We start from the raw sequence: 19670 nt of genomic DNA, 5'->3' as shown, positions 1-19670 counted from the left end.
ACCGCGTTTCTATGAATTTTAAAAAATTAAATTACCAAGGTAGATATAAGTATATAACAACGACAACACCAAGTATCATAGCAACCGCATAATGATACAAATAGCCGGTTTGTATGCTACTCACACACTTTGCAAACATACGAGATAACCTTGCAGCGCTGTTTGGAATAGCATCAATAGCCAGCACTTCAACCACAAGCGAAATAAAATTTGCTATCAAAAATGACGATTTTACGAATAACAAATTATATAATTCGTCAAAGTACCATTTATTAAGCAAGAAGTTATGTATGATTTTGGTGTGATTGTAAATAAAAGTGAGAAAACCTTTAGCCGCAATATATAATGCATAAGCAAGTAATATGCCTAAAATAGCTAATAAAATAGGATAATATAGAGCCATCCCCTCTATAGAGTGGATCTTATGCAACACGTTATTTTGTGGCAATACAAAGATAGATTTACCCCAAAAAATCATCTCAGGATTCAAAATATCGAAACAATAAACTCCAATTGCACCAGCCAGCAGCGCACCAACACTCAAAAAGATTAACGGAATAAGCATATAAGGACCTGACTCATGTACCTTAGCAAATTGGTTAGTTGAGAGCTTAGATTTTCCGTGAAATACCAATATAATCAACCGCCAAGAATAAAGAGCTGTCAATGCTGCTGCTGCAATACCCAGTAGATATGCAAAGCCGCCGAAATGATTGTCACTTATGTAAGCAGCTTCCAGTATTGCATCTTTAGAATAAAATCCAGCAAACGGTGGAATTCCAGCAAGCGCGAGAGAACCTATCCACATGAAAGCATAAGTGACAGGGATCTTTTTCCAAATGCCGCCCATTTTCTTTATGTCCTGCGCACCAGACAAGGCATGTATTACACTGCCTGCACCTAAGAACAAAAGTGCCTTAAAGAATGCATGCGTGAAAAGGTGGAAAATTCCAGCTGAATAAGCTGAAACTCCACAAGCAAAAAACATGTAACCAAGTTGACTACATGTGGAATACGCAATTATCTTCTTGATATCATCCTGAACAAGCGCAACAGTCGCCGCAAAAATACACGTTATACCGCCCACAAAAACAACTACATTCAAAGCTGTTTCTGAATATTCGAATATAGGTGAACATCTAGCAAGCAAAAATACGCCAGCTGTTACCATGGTAGCCGCATGTATAAGAGCAGAAACAGGCGTTGGCCCTTCCATTGCATCTGGCAGCCACGTATGCAACCCTAGCTGAGCAGATTTTCCCATACAGCCTATAAATAACAATATACAGATTAGTGTAATGGTATCACACTCCATGCCAAAAAAATGCGTTACATCACCAACAAGTGGCTTAACCTCTGAAAAAACAGACTGATAATCAAAAGTATAAAATTTTGAGAATATTAAGAATATACCTAAAGCAAGACCAATGTCACCAACTCTATTTATTAAGAAGGCCTTAATCGCTGCGGCATTTGCTTCACGCTTCTTAAACCAAAAACCTATCAATAAATATGAGCTAAGGCCAACACCTTCCCAGCCAAAGAACAACTGAATAAAGTTGTCTGAGACAACAAGCATAAGCATGCAAAATGTAAACAAAGAGAGATATGCCATAAACCTAGGTTGATGAGGATCATCTGACATATATCCTATTGAATAAACGTGTACTAGTACAGAAACAGTAGTCACAACAACTAGCATTACAGCCGTTAACATATCAATGTATATAGACCAATCTGCTTTAAAATCTTCAATGTCAAACCAAGTAAATAACTTTAGATGTATTACAGAACCTGAATCATACACCTTATAAAATATTATATATGAAAGTACTGCTGATAAGAATACAGACGCTGTAGTTACACTCTGCGCTATCATTGCACAGGTAGCTCGCGTAGAAAGCCCTATAAAAGCCGCAGCAAGTAGCGGCAATGCAACAATCATAATCGCGAGCAAATCAAAATTTATACTCATATAGCAAGCACTTAGCCTCGCATTTGATTCATGTTATTAACGTCAATATTCCCAAGATTTCTGAAAAATGCAACCAAAATTGCAAGACCTATAGCAGCTTCTGCAGCAGCAACAGTCAAAATAAAGATCACAAATACTTGACCAACCAAGTCTTGCAGATAAACCGAGAATGCAACAAAATTTATATTGACAGCAAGCAACATCAACTCAATCGACATGAGAATAGAGATGATACTTTTTCTATTTATCATGATTCCACATACTGCAATGACAAACAATGCAGAAGAGACAACTATATAGTGCATCAAAGAAACGTCATTAATGATTTGTATAGAATTCATATAGAAACACCTTTAGAAATCTCAGCATCAACTAGCTCAACGCTATTTTCTTTATTTCTTAACATCTGTGCATACACGCTCTGCTTTTTCGCATTCTTACTGTGACGAACTGTAATAGTTATCGCACCCACTATTGCAACAAGTAGCACAAGGCCAGCCATTTGAAACGGCAGGAAATATCTGGTATATAGCTGCCTTCCTATTGCTTCGGCATTTGTTATAGTATCAATCTCTACAACTCCTGGGAGTTTTGTAAAATAACTCCTAGATTCTACAAATGCCCATAATAACTCAATTAGAATAATGCAACTTAAGAAAAGTATCAACGGCACATAAAGCTTCACGCCATGCTTTGTCTTTTTGTTCTTGATGTCTAGCAACATTATTACAAAAAGAAATAGCACCATCACAGCACCGACATAAACGACTATCATTGTCATAGCTATATATTCAGCACCAATGAGTAAAAAAAGTGCGGAAGCGTTTAAAAAACAGAAAATAAGACTTAATGCAGAATAAACTGGATTTGAAGAACTGACAACACAGATCGCAGAAACAAGCAGCAATAAGGAAAATGTACAAAAAACCAACTCAGTCATTAGCATTACCAAGCAAACAAGTTATCATAAGCAAACTCCAATGCGCCACCTTAACTGTCAAAAGATCCAGACAAAAGAGCTCGTTTAGAACTGTATACCGCGTTCCAAGCAATTTTGCAATTTTTGCTTTATAAATCTGTTTAAATTTAAGAACTAACAGAAGTCATAACAAAAACTAGACAATATAGAAAGCTCATACTCTTAACTATTTCTCTTACCAGATAATAATATGTTATCAATATATCGAGATTATAATCAAAAACCAATATATTTTGGACACACTTGCATAAAATCTGTATTGATCTAAAGCTTAAGCTAACAATTGAATACGGATATACCATATAAGAAAAATAACTTAAGACCTCAAGTGAGAGATCCAGCAAACTATTTGAAGTTATTTCTTAATATCTTCAATGCTCTTATTTTTCTCTGTTTTCTTAGACTTTGCTTTGATTGGTTTTTTTGCACCAGATACATCCTGTTTTTTCGAGGATTTTGATTTGTTTAATAGCTCATCTATAGCAGCTTTATTCTCTATAGCAAGCTTCTTCACAACTTCAAATTCTTCGTGTTTAACGAAATTCATCCCATGTATCAATGACTCGCAATATTCTTTTATATATTTCATTAAATCATTTTTAGCGCCATTCGCCGTTTCAAGTACAGAAGCTGCAATTTTTGAAAGCTTGGAGAATGTATCGCTATTGTTATTTTTCTTGTTACTCACCATAACCAATTTATTGATTTGAACTGCTAAACTGTATTAAATTTATCAGATATATTAGTAAGACAACTAATAAATGTCACAAACAAGACATCTGAAGCGAAGTCAGCAACTTTGACTACAGCATATATGATAGTTTCTGTCGAAAAAATAGGCAATTCATTTCTACACATAAGATAGTAATCTAAAGAAGAAGCTAAGCACCGCACAGCAATGCAAAATGCATAATTCAGCAAAAAAGCATAATAAACAACAGCCATTTTCAGCAGATTGAGTATACACTCAGTATCTTTTCTATTTATCAAAAATGTATGTACATATGATTTTTTACTGGAAATAAATTTTGAATAGTGTTAAAGCTAGATATGCTATTTCTGCCTGCAAGGCTCTCTCCAAAATACTCTTCGTTAATTCCTTAATCAATCCATCCTGCTTCAGTACTGTCTTTAAATCCGCTCCTCCTTCTATCAGTAAATCTATCGCTTCATTTATTTTCTTATTCTTTTCTGTCTTCATTCTAATTACCTATATTCTTTATTAATTCCAAATATAGGCTCTACTATAATTTACACAATCTTTGATAAAGACTCACTGTACTTAGTACATCCCATTTTCGCGCAAACAGCAGTTCAACTTCAAGACCCAAAGATCTCATCAAAGATATCGCCAATAACACATAGCGGAAGTTCAGCAACGCTTAAAGCCATTTTTCCAACACCTCTAGCGACTTTTCCAACACTCTTAACTGTGCCTACCACAACTTCCTCCGCTAATTCACCAACTGCTAAGCCAACCTCTCCAACGCCCCTAGCAACATCTACTGCCAATTCACCAGCCATTTTCGCGGTTTCTAGATCTGCATCCACATGAACCTTCATCTCGGCGGCATCTATATGTTTGCCATTAGTCTCAACATGACTGTGCTGATCAACACAATGATTATTCGCCTGCGTGCATTGATCGTCATAACCTTGCAAACCATAAATATCATTATCTTGAAGCGTATATGATTCGTACAACATATTTATTACCCTTTTATAATTGAGATTATATATTTGCTCTACAACTTACTGCGTTTTTATTCCTTAATGGCAGCTATAAACGCATTAATAATTAATTATATTGTATTTTTCTTTTAGTTTATGCGATTTATCAAAATTTCATTGTAAATGCGGCTATATATATGATTTTTCCAACACTTTTTATTTCGTCGTCACTAGTAACTTGCACAAATTTCATAAATAATTAGTTATATGACTTGAGTGTTTTTAGAAATTTAATATAAACTTAAAAGCCTTATGTAGTCTATCAGTCAAAAGTAAAAATTTTTTAAATTGAGACAGAATATTGACCTGTAAAAAGATCTTTTTTTGCAGCTCAAGGCTTCAACATTAGCAAGTAAACCTTGTGAATTTTCTTCGCACCTAAGGTTTCAAGGAGCACATTTTTACAGAGGTAATTTTTAAAAATCCATAAGGGTTTTTGCAATTTTGGTATTTTTTCTGCGGAATTTCTATGTTGTATAGTTGCTTACAACCAATATAAATTACTTATTTCAAGAATTATGATGCAACGACTAAATCATTTCACACAGGTCGTTGTAAGGAAATTGCATTGATAAATACTGATATATAAATAGGCAGTTGCAACATCCTCAAGAGTGCGGGTCTATCTAAAGCAGAATAATTTTATCTATTAGCTACATAAAAAAACAGAATACCAAAGCTTTATAACCTTTATCAATTTATTGCGACAAAACCCTGTTTGCGCCCCTTTAAGTAATGCTTTTGATTGATTATAAAATATTTAGGATTATTTATCCACTGTTTTAATATAAATTGTCAAGGAGTATTAGTTTTAAGTCGCTTTACAAAATTATAAGCTATTAGATAAGCATTCAAAGCGTATTTGAAGCTGGTCATGGAATAGAATAAGCGCTGCCGGCAAAGCCATTTGCACAGACTCCTTTGGCCTGATTTTCAAGTATTACTTCGTGAATTCCTTTGTAAATATATAACATTTGATTCAGAAATTAACTGGCATTCTCAAAAATCATGCTATTAAAATCTTCATGCATGCATTGATGAAGACAGTGTCTAGAGTAATTCTATATCTTAAATGCAATGCACAAATTACTTATGTCAAACTTTGGTTAACTTAACAAATTATGAGATAATACTAACATTCCTAAGGAGTATGTGTACCACAATATAACTATTTAGTTACACAGCTTTTGATCGAGATTTATTTGCGGAAGAAGGGTTGCAACATTGTCATGATTCATGTACTGAACAAAATATCTAAGTCACTCAATTATGTTTTGTTGACTGTTTCTGCTAAATACAACGTTGTTATTATCTATAACGCCATAAATAAATATATTCTATCTTATTCATCTATTGGCAGCTTTGCCAAAACATTTGATATAGAGCTAAAAACAAAAAGAGATGGACTATTTAAGTGATTAATTGAAGCTCAAGAAAATACATCCAAAAAAATTCAATTCCTCCAGAGTTTTTCAGTACGTTATATTAACGATTTAACAGATTGTAATACTATATGGGCATGACCTAAAGGATTTACTTTATACCATGCTTTGACTATATTTTGATTTTTTCCAATTAAGAAAGTGCTTCGCTGTATTCCATAATATTTTTTGCCAAACATATTTTTTATGTGCCATACTCCGTACTTTTTACAAACTTCACCTTCTGGATCGGATAATAAAGGAAATGCTAAGCATTGTGCAGCGATGAATTTCTTGTGGCTGGCAATATTATCCCTTGAAACCCCCAGTACTACACAATCAAATTTCCGAAACTCATCAAGATGTTTATTAAAATCGTTAGCTTCTATTGTGCATCCTGGTGTTGCATCTTTTGGATAAAAATATAATACAATATTTTTACCTGTAAAATCGCTAAGCGAAACTTCTTTGTAATCAGTTGATTCCAATTTAAAATCAGGAGCAATATCATTTTCTTTTAGCGTTGTCATTATTTTTGAAAATTTGTTTTATGATTGAACTATAAGCTATATTATAATGTTTAATTTTAGCTTACCATAGAAAATTTATTTATAGAATTCACTTATGTTAAATGCAATTAAAACACTCTATGTATAAATCAAAGCTGTTAAGTCATGAATTCTACATATGACAAGATTATGATTTAAGAGTCATACGATATAATCTTGTGGACAAAACAACATAAATTATTAATGATGTGTAGCATAACACTAGGGGTGCTTACTTAGCTGAGAATGTTTTATCATAACCCTTTGAACCTGATATTTGTTAGTACAAACGGAGGAAATGTGTTTTATATAGAAAGTTTCTTTGGTATGTTAGCTCGTCCATCCGCCAAAAGTATGGATTTTAGCTTTTGAAATGCCTTGTTACAACTTTATATTGTGTGTTTTGCTGCTCATGTAATGGTACCTGTGTCAATTTATTGTGATTTTTTATGGCAGAACGGGAAAAATGTCTGTAAGGCGTTCAAAATGCTGCGTTTTAAGCATGCGTCCTCTATTGCCACTTTGTAGCATTTGATTTTGATATGTTTAAATTCAGGTGATTAGCCAGATAAGGTGCGCTCTATCGCCTTCAGATTCATGCCTATGGCTGATATGAATGGATTTATTATATCTCCTATTATACCTCGCAGATAATTACGTCCAAGACGACCAAAATGCTTCAAATGTCCGATTATAGGCTCAATTGCACTTCTTCGCTTCATCATCTTTTTATCAGCAAAACTAAGGCTTTTCTTGGTATATGGCGTATATACTTTGCTTTTGGACTTTAAATTATTACCTCGGTAACCAAGGTCCACAAATATCTTTTTGGGATCTTCTGCAACCTTTTTCACCTCATCAACCACCTCAGATAGTGTATGTCCATCGTATGGATTTCCATGAAATGACTTTATTCCAACTATGAAATTACCTCTGCCACTCACCGCTATACCAACCTTGTTGCCGAATTCGTATGGTTTGTGCAATTTGCCTTTGCCTATGCACTCAACAGCAGGTTCATGGAAACTATATAGTACCTTATTTTCTTTTTTGTAATCCTCTTTGGCACGTTTGCAAAGTACAGATTGATTATAGATCATATTAGCTTTTTCTAGAATTGCTGCGGCTTCTGGTGAAATAGTCAATGACAGTTTTGCAATACCACGATGGCAAAATCTTATTAGACGGCCAAGCCTGCTTTTCAGCTTCTTCATCTGATTAATCCGCTTTTTGGACTTGCTATCATCACGATATTTCCAAACCTTCATTATTCCACGCTTGTAGTACTTTGCATATGTATCATTTAGCGATATACCTTGATCCTTGCAAAGCTCAACTATCTGAAAACGCGCCTTTTCCATTAGATGACAATCATGTGGATGTTTTATATGCTTTGGCTGAACTGTCGTATCAATAATCACGGCTGCCAAATCTTTTTTTTAACTGTGCCAATCTTACAGCCTATTCTGACAAGCTCCTTTAATATCTCACGACACCCAGATTCTCCTAAAGCTTGACGAAATCTTCTTATGCAACTTTCAGATACAATTATGTCATTTTTGAAATAGTCATATCCACAAAAATACTGCCAATAGGAATTTTCCTGAAGCTCCTCCTCAGTATAACAATCAGAGGCACTTGAAATGGCTTGCAACATAAACAAACCAAGCATAACACGACGGTCTTTACGGCTTCTACCATATCGTTTCACAGAAACTTTACCAAAAATTCGCTCATCAAGACCACACCAATCAACTATCGATCTTAATTTATATAACTTGTGTTTGGGATTCAAACTATTAGATAATCTCTCCTCAAATATTCTACTTTGAGTATTATTAATTTGCACTTCTTCTGATGGCATATAATACAAATCCGTAAGTTTTTTGGGATATTATAACATTTTCTTACGGATTAAAAACACTATTTTGATACTCTAAACATTATTTTATGCCTCTTCCAAGACTTTTGGTGCGTGTACTATATAGTAAATTGAGCTGAGGTTTGCGTATTAAAGAATTGAACTAAAACATACATATGTTATTACTTTTTTCCGAAAATCTTCGCTGCATAAGGATGCCATTTTCCTTTGGGTGTAGCACATATCTATATATATACGCAAACTACAACTTAATTTACCATAGTGTGTGAAGCAGAGCATAAGCCAAGAAAATACTTGGCTTATGTTTTTAACTGATTAAAGTTCAACATGCAGATCATTGTCAGATTGATACAAATCATTTTGCCAATCATTCTCTGCATATGCAGCAAGTTCAACATACAGATCATCGTCAGATTGATCTAGAAGATTATGCCAAAACCAACCAAGGTCTGCGTATGCAGCGTATGACTTTAAAGACCAATCATCTTGCATGTATTCTTTGTATAGTGAATACGAGTTAGAGAGTGCATTGTATGCGCTGCAGCCTGCAGTCAAGAGGCTATACCCAAGAGCTAGTTGCGGCGCTCCATACGGCTACAGCATAAGGAAGAGCCATATATGCTGTTGTTATAACGGCATTCTGAAGCACTTTGCCATATTCGCCGATGCTGCCCAAATATATAATTTCAGCTGCGCTGATGACAGCAGAATATAAATTAAAGCCAGCAAGCATGCTATAAATGTGAGCTGAATCAACTATAACTTTTGTAGCATTATTTGCTGTTGGTTCATGTATAAATCTTGCAGAATCTACAGCAGAATCCAGCATCTTAAACCCGATAGAAGCATTATAAAGTGCTTTCTGTATTGAACTTGGAACATAAGCAGTATTTTGCTCTGCAAATTCTGCTTCAGAATTTATAGCAGAAATGTTTTGCTCTTGATGAGCATCAGATAAAGCAACTATTTTTGGCTTGAGGCCATTGCTTACTTCCATTACGCTGAGTTCTTTATTAAGAAGATATTTATTAAGTTCTGGAGCTGGAGGTGCAGCTGGTGGTTCTTTGTCTTGTTTAGTAGCAGCTTTCTCATAAAATTGCTTCCGTAGCAATGCTAGTGGCTCGTTATATATCTCGCTTTGCTCTTCATGCATTTTCAGCATTGTAACTTCTTCAGATGCGAGGTTATTTGAAGTATTTGTTATAATAACTTCTTTACGTAGCAATGCTAGTGGTTTGTTATATGTTCCAGCTTTTATTTCCTGTTCTTCAAGCGCTTTATGCAGCGGCTGTCTCAGGACTGTAAGTATCGCACTTATGGATTCTGGTTTTTTTGTTGAGAAATCTTCATAGAATGACAACACTGTTGCTTTGAGGTTTTTGCTCAGACTACTAAACGTGGTGACTTTGTTGGTGCCATCAAGCGAATTATCGTTCTTTTCTTTGATTGGCACATATTTCATCAGATCTCTTGTAACTAAGCTAAGCTTTGTCAACTCGCCACTTTTTAGCCATTTATTATCAAAATTCCCTTCTTTGGAGAACAGAGAATCACCAACTTCCTGTCTCAGAACAGAAATTTTATATGCTGATTATATAATTGCATTCTTTACAGAGTCATCTTCTATTTTCATGCTGCGTGTAACAAGCGCCTTGTTTGCAAATATATAGCTGCCATCTCCTATTGGAATGCTGCGTGAAACAAACACCTCATCGCGCACTGTAAACTGATCGCTTTCCAATATATCAGTACTGCATTTTATAAAAGATTCTTTATTCTCTGCTTTGATATATGATAATGCAAGCGCTAGCTTTTCTTTTGTGTGTGAGGAAGATAGAGGTTTATCTATTATAGTGCTAATTGCTTCCTTGCCATTTTCAAGCTCTACTATCGTCGTTTCGTTTATGTGTGAGGAAGATAGAAGTTTAGATAGATGTTTATGTATTAGAGTGCTAATTGCTTCATTTCCATTTTCAAGCTCTGCCAGCGTTTTTAGCAATAAATCTAACATTTTACTGTTAGGACTTTTGAGTATATTGTGTAAAATAATGGCACGCTGTTTGCTTTCCGGTGATGTAATGGTATTATCTTCGCTTTCCAGTAATTGTCTAACATCTATGTTGAGATTTTTTGCATGATCAAGTAAGCACTTTACTATCTCAATATTCTCAAGTACTATTGCAAGGCTGAGAGATAGATGATATATATGATTTACTGCTTGTGTTGTCTTTATTCCAAGTGCTGTTTTATTATCAAATAATTGCTTAATCACCTCTGGATTCTTATTTCTTGTTGCATATCTGAAGACTGAGGAATAGTCCTCGTGTGCATTTGTTCCGTTTGTGTTTGCTTGAGAATCATTGAGATACTCAAGTAATAACTTGATCATATTAATATTCTCATTTCGAGCTGCCTGTCGTAATATATTATTATCTTTGCTTGTCAGTATTGCTCTGATATTTATTCCTCGAATATATCCCTCTTGAAGCAATAATTTTAGTACATCAGGACTCTGATCTATCATTGCTGGGTAGAATGATAAATGCTCACTCTGTCTATTGAGAATATTTTGTATGCCTGTCTTTTTTTGATCTAAATGCTCAAGTAGTAATTTCATCATCTTAGAATCATTATTGGCCGCTACTTGTTGTAAGACTGTGTCGCTGTCCTCAAGCTCATTTTTTAAGCTTACTCCTGCATTCTTGAAATGCTTGAGTAATAACTCCAGCATATGATGATTGGAATTTTTTACTGTGCTGAGAAGGACTGAGTCATACTTTTTAAGCAGCGCTTCTCTGAGATCTATTTTCAGATTATGCGTGTCATTATACTCAAGTAATAGCCTCATCACTTCATGATTATCATTTTCTGATGCACGAGAAAAGGCAAGATAATTCAAATACTTTAGTGCATTTTTCACATTTGTTTGTGTGCAATATTTGTGCTCAAGTAATGACTGCATTACCTCGTGGTTCGTATTTGTAGCTGCTGACATGAAGGTTGCATAATTTTTCTTCGTAAATACTTTTTCTATACTTTCTATGGTATGATTTGGGTATTCGAGTAATAATTGCATTACCTTATGATTCGTATTTTTTGCTGCATGCTGAAAAATTGCGTAATGTGACTTCTCAAATACTCTTATGATGTCTACTACTTCTTCTTTTGCATATTCTAATAATAACTTTATCACCTCGTGATCGTTATTTTGCGCTGCATACTCGAATGCTTTATGACCGTCTTGACTCTCTATAATTTTTTTAATACTTACTTCATTTTTCGAAGCAGCATCAAAGAAAGTGATTAGAATTTCAGCATCTCCTAGCTTTAAAATATGGAAGAAAAATTGCTCATCATTTAATAGCTCTGGAGATATAACATAATTATTATTTTTGATTTTAGCCATGATTTCATCATAACTTTGTCTCAAATCTATGGTCTCTTCTATGCGTTTCATAAGTAAATTCCTGAAAATACATTAATATGCGATGAATGTAGTGGTCGTTGCGCGTATTAGTTTTAAATATCTCTATTTTAGCTGGCAACTCTTGATAATAAAGAGAAAGCCACATATTTTTGCCGCTTTATTGAAGTGATTGGCATTTTATATGGGATGCATATTATAAACAAATTGATCTACTCTAGTCAATTAGATATTTTAAGATTTTTATGGAGAATTTATGAATTATTTCGCTAAGTTGTGATTTATTCTTCCTTTAAAGGATGGTAAAATTGCTAAGAAAGCTTATATGCATGGAGCGGCTTTGAGAATATTCGCACGAAGTCCTTGTAAAACTCCTGGCTTTTAGGACTTGCATGTGGATATATAGTCTGTTAGTCAAAAATCGATTTACTGCGCAAATAAATTGTTGCCGAAAATGAAGCTTATTACATAAGATCGTTATATCGCGCTGCATATCATAATAGACCTCTTGCAGAACCTATTTGTGAGGAGTGAATGGTATGGGGGGCCTTTGAGACGCGCAAAGGAGGCATGTATTCTAATATACTAACGCAACCTTTAGCATTGAAGCGACGCACCGGGCGCCATCAGAAATTGAGTTATGCAACGCTTCTTTTGCAATAAAGCCAGCGCAGTGCCATAAAATTAGAAAGGAGATATTATATCAAGCACCTGTTTGCCGTATCTGTCTTGCTGATAATCCGAAATTTGGCCTCTGCCACCATAAGATAACCTTGCTTCTGCAATTTGATCTAGATTTATTGCATTATCACTACTAATATCTTCTGGGCGTACTATACCATTAATAGTCACTTCTCTTAGCTCAAGATTTACACGGATCTCTTGAGATCCTTGTATAAGTAAATTTCCACTTGGTAGTATGCGTACAACAGTTGCTGCAATTGTAGTTGTCATGTCTTCTTTCCTGTCTATCTTACCGTGACCAGAACTTGTATCTGAAGAGCTGGTACCAATTAGTTTTTTCGAATTTATACTCTTTTCAAGCCCAAAGAAGTTTGGAATTCCCATATCAGAATCCGCAGCTCTGCTCTTATCTGTTTTGTTATCGAGCTTGGCTCTATCTTGAATATTTATTTTAACCTTTACAATATCTCCAACAGCTCTTGCGCGCTGATCTCTAAAAAATGTTCTTGACCCTGGTCTCCAAAGAGAATTAACACTTCTAACATCTGAATCTACTACTAGAACTTGTGGATGAGCTATAAGTTGAGCCTTTGCAGCGTTATTGTTTTTCTCTTGATCTTTAACATTGACTTCATGAAATGTAGGTGCATTGCCAACATTCTTTAGTTTATCAATCATAGAGCTACATCCAGCAATAAGCTGTGAAGCCACAAAAATCACACTCACAAAAGCGATGCGCCTAACTTTCAATTTAACTAATTGCTTCATAACCACAACATATAAAAATCTATTCCACCAATACAACCTTACTTTTCAGCACTCTACCGTTTAATGTTTTATTTGTATCATCATTCCTTACTCTTATTACTTCATTTTTCCCACCATCCTCAAGCGCCACGCCAGTAGCTTCTATTGTAAGAGCTCCCTTGTGATATAATATATTCACATTTTCTCCGCTCTTAACTACTGGAATACTTTTCACATCACTCATCCGAATAGGCTTATTTGCTGCTAATACCTTTTTGGTCTTTCTACCAAGTAGCAAATCTTTGGATGAAGCATATTCTCCTCTGTAACGTGACACTGGAAACTTAGCAAGCGCCAGATCAGATTCTGTAATTATAGCACCGTGGTGTATAGTAGAAAGAGGCACAACCAGGTGTCTTGCGTTTTCAAATGTTGCAAATACCTTGTAGTGCATACCACCAACATCCAAAATTACTTCTGCAGTCTTTCCACTGTTCATGTCAAAAGAAACTAACTCAAAATCCGCATTTTTCGGTAACGCTCTAATATCTTTAAACTTTACTATTAATGGTCCTCTAATTCCTGACTCTTCCAGCTTAATCTCAAGAAGCGATTCTATATCAGTAATCGAACTTCCAAAACATGTAGTATATGCAAAAGAAATATAACAAAAAAACAGCAAAAACACGCGTAGTGTGATGAACTTCACAGTATATAAAACACAACTATCACCACACAACTGCTCCTCATTCTTTTGAGTATTCAAACAAAACAGATTCATACCGCAATCGTATAAAAATATTCAAACATATTCTATGCAAGAGAGAAGGATTATACCTTTATCTCTATCAATCCTTTCTCAGCTTGGTAACCCCCATTTAAGCAATTAAGCACCATACTGTGAACTTGTTGTAAATCCAACATATCAAGAAGAGCTTTTATACTATTCACATTTGATCCTTCCAAGAAATATTGTCTTATCTCCCCGTAATTATCTTGGGTTGCAGTTCCCTCTTGAGGGTCTCCTGAAGCATCAGTTGGCAGATAAAGATTATCACCAATAGCTTCCAGCCCTGCAGGATTGATAAACCTTGTTAGTAAGATGCGCCCTATAGGCTGAGGTTCTTGCTGATTAGGTAATTTGACCGATACCTCCCCATCTTGTGCAATTGTAAAGTCTTCAATTTCCAGTGGAACCTCTATCTGTGCTTCTAATTCATACTTATCGCAAGCAACAATACGGCCCAAGTTATTACGACTCAGAGCGCCATTTCTAGTATATGCTATTCTTCCATCTGGCAATATCACTGAAATAAATCCAATACCATTTATTGCTATGCTATATGGATTCTCTGATTTATTGAGTGGACCCTGAACAAAATTCTTCGTTATGCTAGAAACTGTTACACCTCTTCCAAGCTGTATCATATTTGGTACGCCATCTGTTGCTGTAATTCCAAGTCTTTGAGAACTCTGATAGGTTAAATCAGCAAATTCAAGCTCACTGCTCTTATAAGCAGTAGTGTTATAATTTGCTAAGTTATTCGTAACATTTCGCATAGCATCACTAATTGCCATTAATGCTGTTGCTGCAACTGGTGAATTTTGTGGCATAAGCTTTAACCTCCTTGTTTACTCATAGCTTTATAAACTCCTTGTGAGAGTCTATAGTTATTGTTAATCATATTATTTGCAGCCTGCATTTGATTATTCAGTTCAAGCATTCTTGCCATTTCAGTGACGGGCACTGTGTTGGACTGTTCCAATGTTCCTTGAATCACTCTAAAATTTTCTGCAGGAAAAGCAGGCATATCTGAGAAAAACATATTATTTCCACTTTTTCTGACAAAATGTAGATCTGGAAAATCTACTACAGCTATATTTCCCTTTTCTTGGTCATTTGCCATCACTCTACCGTTTTCCATTATAGAAGGCGGATTATCTGTTACATCAAAAGCTATTGTGTCACCCTCAGAAGTGAGCACAGGATGACCATCTTTATTTACGAGAGTACCCTCAGAATTTATGGTAAAACTACCATTTCTTGTATAACGCACACCCTCAGGAGTTTGCAGAGCAAAGAAACCTCTGCCAGCTATAGCCAGATCAAATGGCTGCTTTGTAGGCTTAAAAACACCTTCTTGAAATAGTACAATCGTACTTGCATCATTTGGGAAAGTTGTTTTATCGAGTACGTCGTTAGTTAAAAATTGCTTGAATAACATTTTGTCTTGCTTAAAGCCAACAGTCCCTGCATTTGCCATATTGTTGGTTGTTAACTGTATATTATTCAATATCCCTACTTGGTTTGTAAGTGTACTGTAAACCGTATTGTCCATAGGCAAAAATAGCAAATTTACAAGTTATGGCTTAGCAAAAAGCATCAATAATTAGAGACACGCATAAACAAGGTTGTTTAGTGTATAAACACATCAAACACAAATAAGATTAAATAGTAATTCTATCATATCCACACAAACACACCCTAAGATAGCAGGTTACACTAAAGGGATGCAATATCAATACAAATTTGATAGTTAGTTATGCTTTTTAATTTGTGTTCTAAACTCGATTTGCGATCATGCGCGGTTCACACTTAACCAATTCTTATCAAATAATTATGTTATATGATCCAATATTTTAAGATGGATTTTAAAAAACGGTCGTGTATTCAATGCGTTGATTAGTCTTTAAACATAATATTCTCGTTCAATAAATGTTACGATAATTCTGTCATTTTTACTTCTACTGTTGCCATAAATGATCTTTTGAAAAATCCTTACACTACACAACAATCAATATATTGAATACATGACCCTCTACTATAACCCATGGCCTTACATGCAGATGATATACTACCAAGGCTTTTGGCCAATTTAAGTAAACCTAGCTTTGGTTTGAGTATTTTTTGATTTAAGTTCATTTCCAATCTAACTAATACAGTTTATACTGCTTTAGCTATATGTCGCACTTGATTTTCCAATTTATACCACTTCTAAATGCTTTAGTGTATATCATGTCCAAGTATATAGTCATGTAGTGTTGTATAAAAATAGCTGCAGTAATGCCATATATTGCCATATACAACCTCTCTTGCTTCTCCAACATCTTTTTCCACCATTTTGATGAAATGATAAGTTGTAGTAGTTTTTATATATTCTATTGTCCACATCTCTTCTAATACTGGTTCAGGTTGATTGAAACCATTTTCACATGCAGTAGCAAGTAATTTTATGTAATTGTGATCTTTTTCTTCTCTCATGGTGATCATTTCTTCAGTTTTCTGATGTAATGCTGTGATACATGAGAATTCCTTAGTTATTGGTTCTCCCCACAGCTTATGACTTATCACTTTCATATAATAAGGAGAGGCAGGATATAAATCTTGAGCTGAAATAAGATATATTTTTGTAAGATTTGTGATGCTGATGTCATGTATTTTATTGTTCATAATATAATCAAATATGTCGATGATATTTTGTTGATTCAAATACACAATATATTGATTGTCTTTTATATAGTGATCTTCGCCAAGGATCAATATCTCAGATCCTTCTGGTAATGCGTATTTTGCATGAGATGCTGCAATTTGCCCGTGAGCAGATGCTAAAAGCACATTCATCTTCTTTCCAGCTGGGAAAAAAATCCATGGCATGGACTGTATTAAAAAGATACTCATTTCAGCACTGTATCCACTAGCTGCATAAGATAGCCCCTTTATAAAGCTTGCTGTGTTTATGTGATCTACGATATATTTACTTGGTAATCTGCCATCAAGATATTGAAATAACTTCCATATGCTATCTATAGGTTGTGTGATTTCTTCCTTATGCCCCAGTATAGAAATTGCATGCATATTGTTTATCAAAGTGCCAGGAGCTATTATAAAAAATAGCTTGATATCTTTAGTAGAATATCTATAAACCACATTGAAAACGTCAGATAGCATTATGTTTTCCTTCCTTGCATCTACCGAGATAACATTAGACCTCTTGCATAACCATATAAATTGATTAAAATCCTTGATTTTATCAAGGATAACATGAAGTTTGAAAACATCAAAGATGAATACGCAGAAGAGTTTCGCAGGCTTACTGGCATTAAACGAGGAACGTTTGAAGTTATACTAAGTATATTAAAAGAAGCTGAAGCTATTTTAAAGTCTCAAGGTGGAAAACCCAATAAATTGGCTTTAGAAGATCGATTACTCATGACGCTTGAGTACTTGCGTGAATACAGGACATATTTTCATATTTCCCGCAGTTATGGAATAAGTGAAAGTGCCTGTTATCGTAATATACGTTGGATTGAAGATACTCTAATTAAAGATAAACGATTTTCACTACCTGGACGTAAAGCATTACTAAAAAGCGATTCTGAATACGAACTTGTGTTAATTGATGCTACTGAAACACCGATAGAACGACCTAAAAAAAACAGAAGCACTTTTATTCGGGAAAAAAGAGGCGACATACTCTAAAAACTCAGCTTATTGTGGATAAAAGGAAAAAAGAAATCATTTGCACTAATTTTTCTAATGGCAAGCGTCATGATTTCAGGTTATTTAAAGAATCCGGAGTTCACATCCACCCTGAGATTAAAGTTCTTACAGATACTGGTTATCAAGGCATTGATAAGTTGCATTATAATTCAGAGTTACCAAAGAAAAAGACAAAAAAGCGACCACTAAGCAGGAAAGATAAAAAGAAAAATCGTCAATTGTCTAGTGAACGTGTTTTAAATGAAAACGTCATAGGCATGATCAAACGATTTAAAATTATCGCTGATCGTTATAGGAACAGAAGAAAACGATTCGGTTTAAGGTTTAATTTACTTGCTGGTATCTATAACTTTGAGCTTTAAATAGGTTATGCAAGAGGTCTATTAAATCCGCTCATAAAAAGTTTATGCACTGTATCGGTATCTAGAGCTCCTTTATCATCATCATCTCCTAAAAATACAAAGACTATTTCTGCTCTGTCAATGCTATGAGAGTAATAGGAGTGATCTTTCAGATGATATATTTTGTAAGTATTTGGATATAACTCCTTAAATCCTAATGTTTCTAAAGCAGATTTCTTGCTTATCTCTATAGGTTTCAGCTTCCAGTAATACAGTGCAGAAAAACCGAAAGAATCTACATTGTCTTTGTATGCAGAAGGGTTGCTTCTCATATGATTGTACATACAATCAAGAAACTTATAAGGAGTATATAAAATGTTAGTTATCAAATCGATATCTGTACCGCCTCGCTGATAGAAAGAGCTCAATATTTCAGAAAACGTATGGTATATTTCAGTATTAAAATCATCGCATTTGGAATTTTTCATTTTTATATAGTATTTTTTGTTTTATACGAATTTTGATGGATAATTAGACGTAAATATATTTATATTTTTGTAAATTTTAGCAATATAGCAGAGGCGCTATAATAAGATTATTTATATAAAATGAGAATTTATAGCTTGATATCTATCTTAGGTTGCTAAAAAATATATATTAGCCTGAGTTATGGTGGATTCTATTGCAGATTGATTGTTTATGCAACGATATTTTTCCATTTTCTTGTTTTTTAGCTTTTATATTTGTGTGTTTGTTTCATTTGTATGATATTATTAGTTAATTCTCCATATTTAATAAGGGTGTTATTGTTTTATAACAAAAATTTTAAGTTACTCTAATAAAAGAGATCATAAATGATGATCATTAGAGATTTATCAAATGAGGTTTATCTGTGATAAAATAATACATAGCGTTTTAATTATATACCGCACCTCAATGAAGAGTTGGTATTTAATTTAAGTACATACCGAAGTTAGACTTTAAGAAGAGCTAGGAAGAATGGTCTCGGTGATAACAACGTAATGAGCATTCTGACGATGCCAATTTTTGTGGAAAATTAAATATACAAAAATTAGCCCTTAGAACTGCCATGCGCTAATTTTCGGATATATAATTTGTCCCGTATCTAGCAAAACACTACTTAACAAAATCCATCAGGTTGCTATGCAGTGCCATAGCTAAAGCGCCATAAAATAAGTGGGCTTTTAATAAATTTTAAATTGTCGAAATTGTGAATTTTTGATTTAACTTTAGCTCTTGGGCTTGCAAGAACGCCTCTATTTTAGTTTCAATCTTATTATTTGCAGGAGTTGGTATAATTCATACTTGCAACATAAGTTATTACGCGTTTGTATGCCCTACACTAAAAATTGTACAACCTTTTTTCTTTAAGGTTGATCTTAAATTTTACTACTGTAATGTTGAATAGTTAGGATT

Annotated in this window: 19 protein-coding genes, 1 pseudogene and 1 riboswitch; of the genes and pseudogenes, 1 reads left to right on the top strand and 19 read right to left on the bottom strand. The window is 34.4% G+C overall.

Features of this window, described 5'->3' with window-relative positions:
• Positions 1-31: 31 nt before the first annotated feature.
• The 18 genes and pseudogenes from nuoL to AACL20_RS04530 all read right to left on the bottom strand — a co-directional run bounded on the left by nuoL (position 32) and on the right by AACL20_RS04530 (position 17340).
• On the bottom strand, positions 32-1975 hold the full coding sequence (gene nuoL, locus AACL20_RS04615; RefSeq protein WP_339051827.1) for an NADH-quinone oxidoreductase subunit L: 1944 nt from the start codon (positions 1973-1975) through the stop codon (positions 32-34).
• 11 nt (positions 1976-1986) lie between these two features.
• A complete protein-coding gene (gene nuoK, locus AACL20_RS04610) occupies positions 1987-2316 on the bottom strand; it encodes an NADH-quinone oxidoreductase subunit NuoK (protein ID WP_339040686.1) in 330 nt (109 codons plus the stop codon).
• Positions 2313-2915, bottom strand: a complete 603-nt coding sequence (locus AACL20_RS04605) for an NADH-quinone oxidoreductase subunit J (protein WP_339051826.1) — start codon at positions 2913-2915, stop codon at positions 2313-2315. The genes nuoK and AACL20_RS04605 overlap by 4 nt, the downstream gene beginning before the upstream one ends.
• A 394-nt stretch (positions 2916-3309) precedes the next feature.
• The gene (locus tag AACL20_RS04600) at positions 3310-3642 is read right to left on the bottom strand and encodes an accessory factor UbiK family protein (protein ID WP_339051825.1); all 333 of its coding nucleotides are present in this window, start codon (positions 3640-3642) and stop codon (positions 3310-3312) included.
• 324 nt (positions 3643-3966) lie between these two features.
• Positions 3967-4155, bottom strand: a complete 189-nt coding sequence (locus AACL20_RS04595) for a hypothetical protein (protein ID WP_339051824.1) — start codon at positions 4153-4155, stop codon at positions 3967-3969.
• Positions 4156-4274: 119 nt separating this feature from the next.
• Positions 4275-4661 carry a hypothetical protein gene (locus tag AACL20_RS04590; RefSeq protein WP_339051823.1) on the bottom strand — a complete coding sequence of 129 codons (387 nt, stop codon included), beginning with the start codon at positions 4659-4661 and terminating at the stop codon, positions 4275-4277.
• 1504 nt (positions 4662-6165) lie between these two features.
• Positions 6166-6636 carry a thioredoxin-dependent thiol peroxidase gene (gene bcp / locus AACL20_RS04585; RefSeq protein WP_339051822.1) on the bottom strand — a complete coding sequence of 157 codons (471 nt, stop codon included), beginning with the start codon at positions 6634-6636 and terminating at the stop codon, positions 6166-6168.
• A 232-nt stretch (positions 6637-6868) separates the two neighbouring features.
• Positions 6869-6970: riboswitch (TPP riboswitch) on the top strand.
• A gap of 244 nt (positions 6971-7214) precedes the next feature.
• A complete protein-coding gene (locus AACL20_RS04580) occupies positions 7215-8015 on the bottom strand; it encodes a transposase (RefSeq protein WP_339051821.1) in 801 nt (266 codons plus the stop codon).
• A gap of 56 nt (positions 8016-8071) precedes the next feature.
• Entirely contained in the window at positions 8072-8518 is a 447-nt protein-coding gene (locus AACL20_RS04575; RefSeq protein WP_339051717.1) for a transposase, read from the bottom strand.
• A gap of 333 nt (positions 8519-8851) precedes the next feature.
• The gene (locus tag AACL20_RS04570; protein WP_339051820.1) at positions 8852-9028 is read right to left on the bottom strand and encodes a hypothetical protein; all 177 of its coding nucleotides are present in this window, start codon (positions 9026-9028) and stop codon (positions 8852-8854) included.
• A gap of 67 nt (positions 9029-9095) precedes the next feature.
• On the bottom strand, positions 9096-9989 hold the full coding sequence (locus tag AACL20_RS04565) for a hypothetical protein (protein ID WP_339051819.1): 894 nt from the start codon (positions 9987-9989) through the stop codon (positions 9096-9098).
• Positions 9990-10127: 138 nt separating this feature from the next.
• Entirely contained in the window at positions 10128-11993 is a 1866-nt protein-coding gene (locus AACL20_RS04560) for a hypothetical protein (protein WP_339051818.1), read from the bottom strand.
• Positions 11994-12644: 651 nt separating this feature from the next.
• Positions 12645-13364, bottom strand: a complete 720-nt coding sequence (gene flgH / locus AACL20_RS04555) for a flagellar basal body L-ring protein FlgH (RefSeq protein ID WP_339051817.1) — start codon at positions 13362-13364, stop codon at positions 12645-12647.
• A 67-nt stretch (positions 13365-13431) separates the two neighbouring features.
• Complete coding sequence (gene flgA / locus AACL20_RS04550) at positions 13432-14172, bottom strand: flagellar basal body P-ring formation chaperone FlgA (protein WP_339051816.1); 741 nt, start codon at positions 14170-14172, stop codon at positions 13432-13434.
• A 50-nt stretch (positions 14173-14222) separates the two neighbouring features.
• Entirely contained in the window at positions 14223-15005 is a 783-nt protein-coding gene (locus AACL20_RS04545; RefSeq protein ID WP_339051815.1) for a flagellar hook-basal body complex protein, read from the bottom strand.
• A gap of 5 nt (positions 15006-15010) precedes the next feature.
• The gene (locus AACL20_RS04540) at positions 15011-15730 is read right to left on the bottom strand and encodes a flagellar hook-basal body complex protein (RefSeq protein ID WP_339051814.1); all 720 of its coding nucleotides are present in this window, start codon (positions 15728-15730) and stop codon (positions 15011-15013) included.
• 461 nt (positions 15731-16191) lie between these two features.
• Positions 16192-16314: pseudogene (locus AACL20_RS04535) on the bottom strand (IS481 family transposase); the annotation flags it as partial.
• A gap of 81 nt (positions 16315-16395) precedes the next feature.
• The gene (locus AACL20_RS04530; protein ID WP_339051813.1) at positions 16396-17340 is read right to left on the bottom strand and encodes a hypothetical protein; all 945 of its coding nucleotides are present in this window, start codon (positions 17338-17340) and stop codon (positions 16396-16398) included.
• A 93-nt stretch (positions 17341-17433) separates the two neighbouring features.
• Here AACL20_RS04530 and AACL20_RS04525 point away from each other — a divergent pair.
• A protein-coding gene (locus AACL20_RS04525) for an IS5 family transposase (RefSeq protein WP_339051669.1) occupies positions 17434-18254 on the top strand; the annotation gives its coding sequence in 2 pieces (ribosomal slippage) (positions 17434-17821 and positions 17821-18254; 822 coding nt in all).
• 5 nt (positions 18255-18259) lie between these two features.
• On the opposite strand, the gene AACL20_RS04520 is transcribed toward AACL20_RS04525, so the two are convergent.
• Positions 18260-18565 carry a hypothetical protein gene (locus tag AACL20_RS04520; RefSeq protein WP_339051812.1) on the bottom strand — a complete coding sequence of 102 codons (306 nt, stop codon included), beginning with the start codon at positions 18563-18565 and terminating at the stop codon, positions 18260-18262.
• Positions 18566-19670: the final 1105 nt, after the last annotated feature.

It is taken from the genome of Candidatus Lariskella endosymbiont of Epinotia ramella, from assembly GCF_964019805.1.
GTDB lineage: Bacteria > Pseudomonadota > Alphaproteobacteria > Rickettsiales > Midichloriaceae > Lariskella.
Note: the sequence above shows the minus strand (reverse complement) of the source record. Positions and strands in the feature narration are given on the sequence as shown.

Coding starts and splice junctions, on each gene's coding strand:
- nuoL (WP_339051827.1), bottom strand. CDS start 1,975: ATGAGTATAAATTTTGATTTGCTCGCGATTATGATTGTTGCATTGCCG.
- nuoK (WP_339040686.1), bottom strand. CDS start 2,316: ATGAATTCTATACAAATCATTAATGACGTTTCTTTGATGCACTATATA.
- AACL20_RS04605 (WP_339051826.1), bottom strand. CDS start 2,915: ATGACTGAGTTGGTTTTTTGTACATTTTCCTTATTGCTGCTTGTTTCT.
- AACL20_RS04595 (WP_339051824.1), bottom strand. CDS start 4,155: ATGAAGACAGAAAAGAATAAGAAAATAAATGAAGCGATAGATTTACTG.
- AACL20_RS04590 (WP_339051823.1), bottom strand. CDS start 4,661: ATGTTGTACGAATCATATACGCTTCAAGATAATGATATTTATGGTTTG.
- bcp (WP_339051822.1), bottom strand. CDS start 6,636: ATGACAACGCTAAAAGAAAATGATATTGCTCCTGATTTTAAATTGGAA.
- AACL20_RS04580 (WP_339051821.1), bottom strand. CDS start 8,015: ATGGAAAAGGCGCGTTTTCAGATAGTTGAGCTTTGCAAGGATCAAGGT.
- AACL20_RS04575 (WP_339051717.1), bottom strand. CDS start 8,518: ATGCCATCAGAAGAAGTGCAAATTAATAATACTCAAAGTAGAATATTT.
- AACL20_RS04570 (WP_339051820.1), bottom strand. CDS start 9,028: ATGCAAGATGATTGGTCTTTAAAGTCATACGCTGCATACGCAGACCTT.
- AACL20_RS04560 (WP_339051818.1), bottom strand. CDS start 11,993: ATGAAACGCATAGAAGAGACCATAGATTTGAGACAAAGTTATGATGAA.
- flgA (WP_339051816.1), bottom strand. CDS start 14,172: ATGAATCTGTTTTGTTTGAATACTCAAAAGAATGAGGAGCAGTTGTGT.
- AACL20_RS04545 (WP_339051815.1), bottom strand. CDS start 15,005: ATGCCACAAAATTCACCAGTTGCAGCAACAGCATTAATGGCAATTAGT.
- AACL20_RS04540 (WP_339051814.1), bottom strand. CDS start 15,730: ATGGACAATACGGTTTACAGTACACTTACAAACCAAGTAGGGATATTG.
- AACL20_RS04530 (WP_339051813.1), bottom strand. CDS start 17,340: ATGCTATCTGACGTTTTCAATGTGGTTTATAGATATTCTACTAAAGAT.
- AACL20_RS04520 (WP_339051812.1), bottom strand. CDS start 18,565: ATGAGAAGCAACCCTTCTGCATACAAAGACAATGTAGATTCTTTCGGT.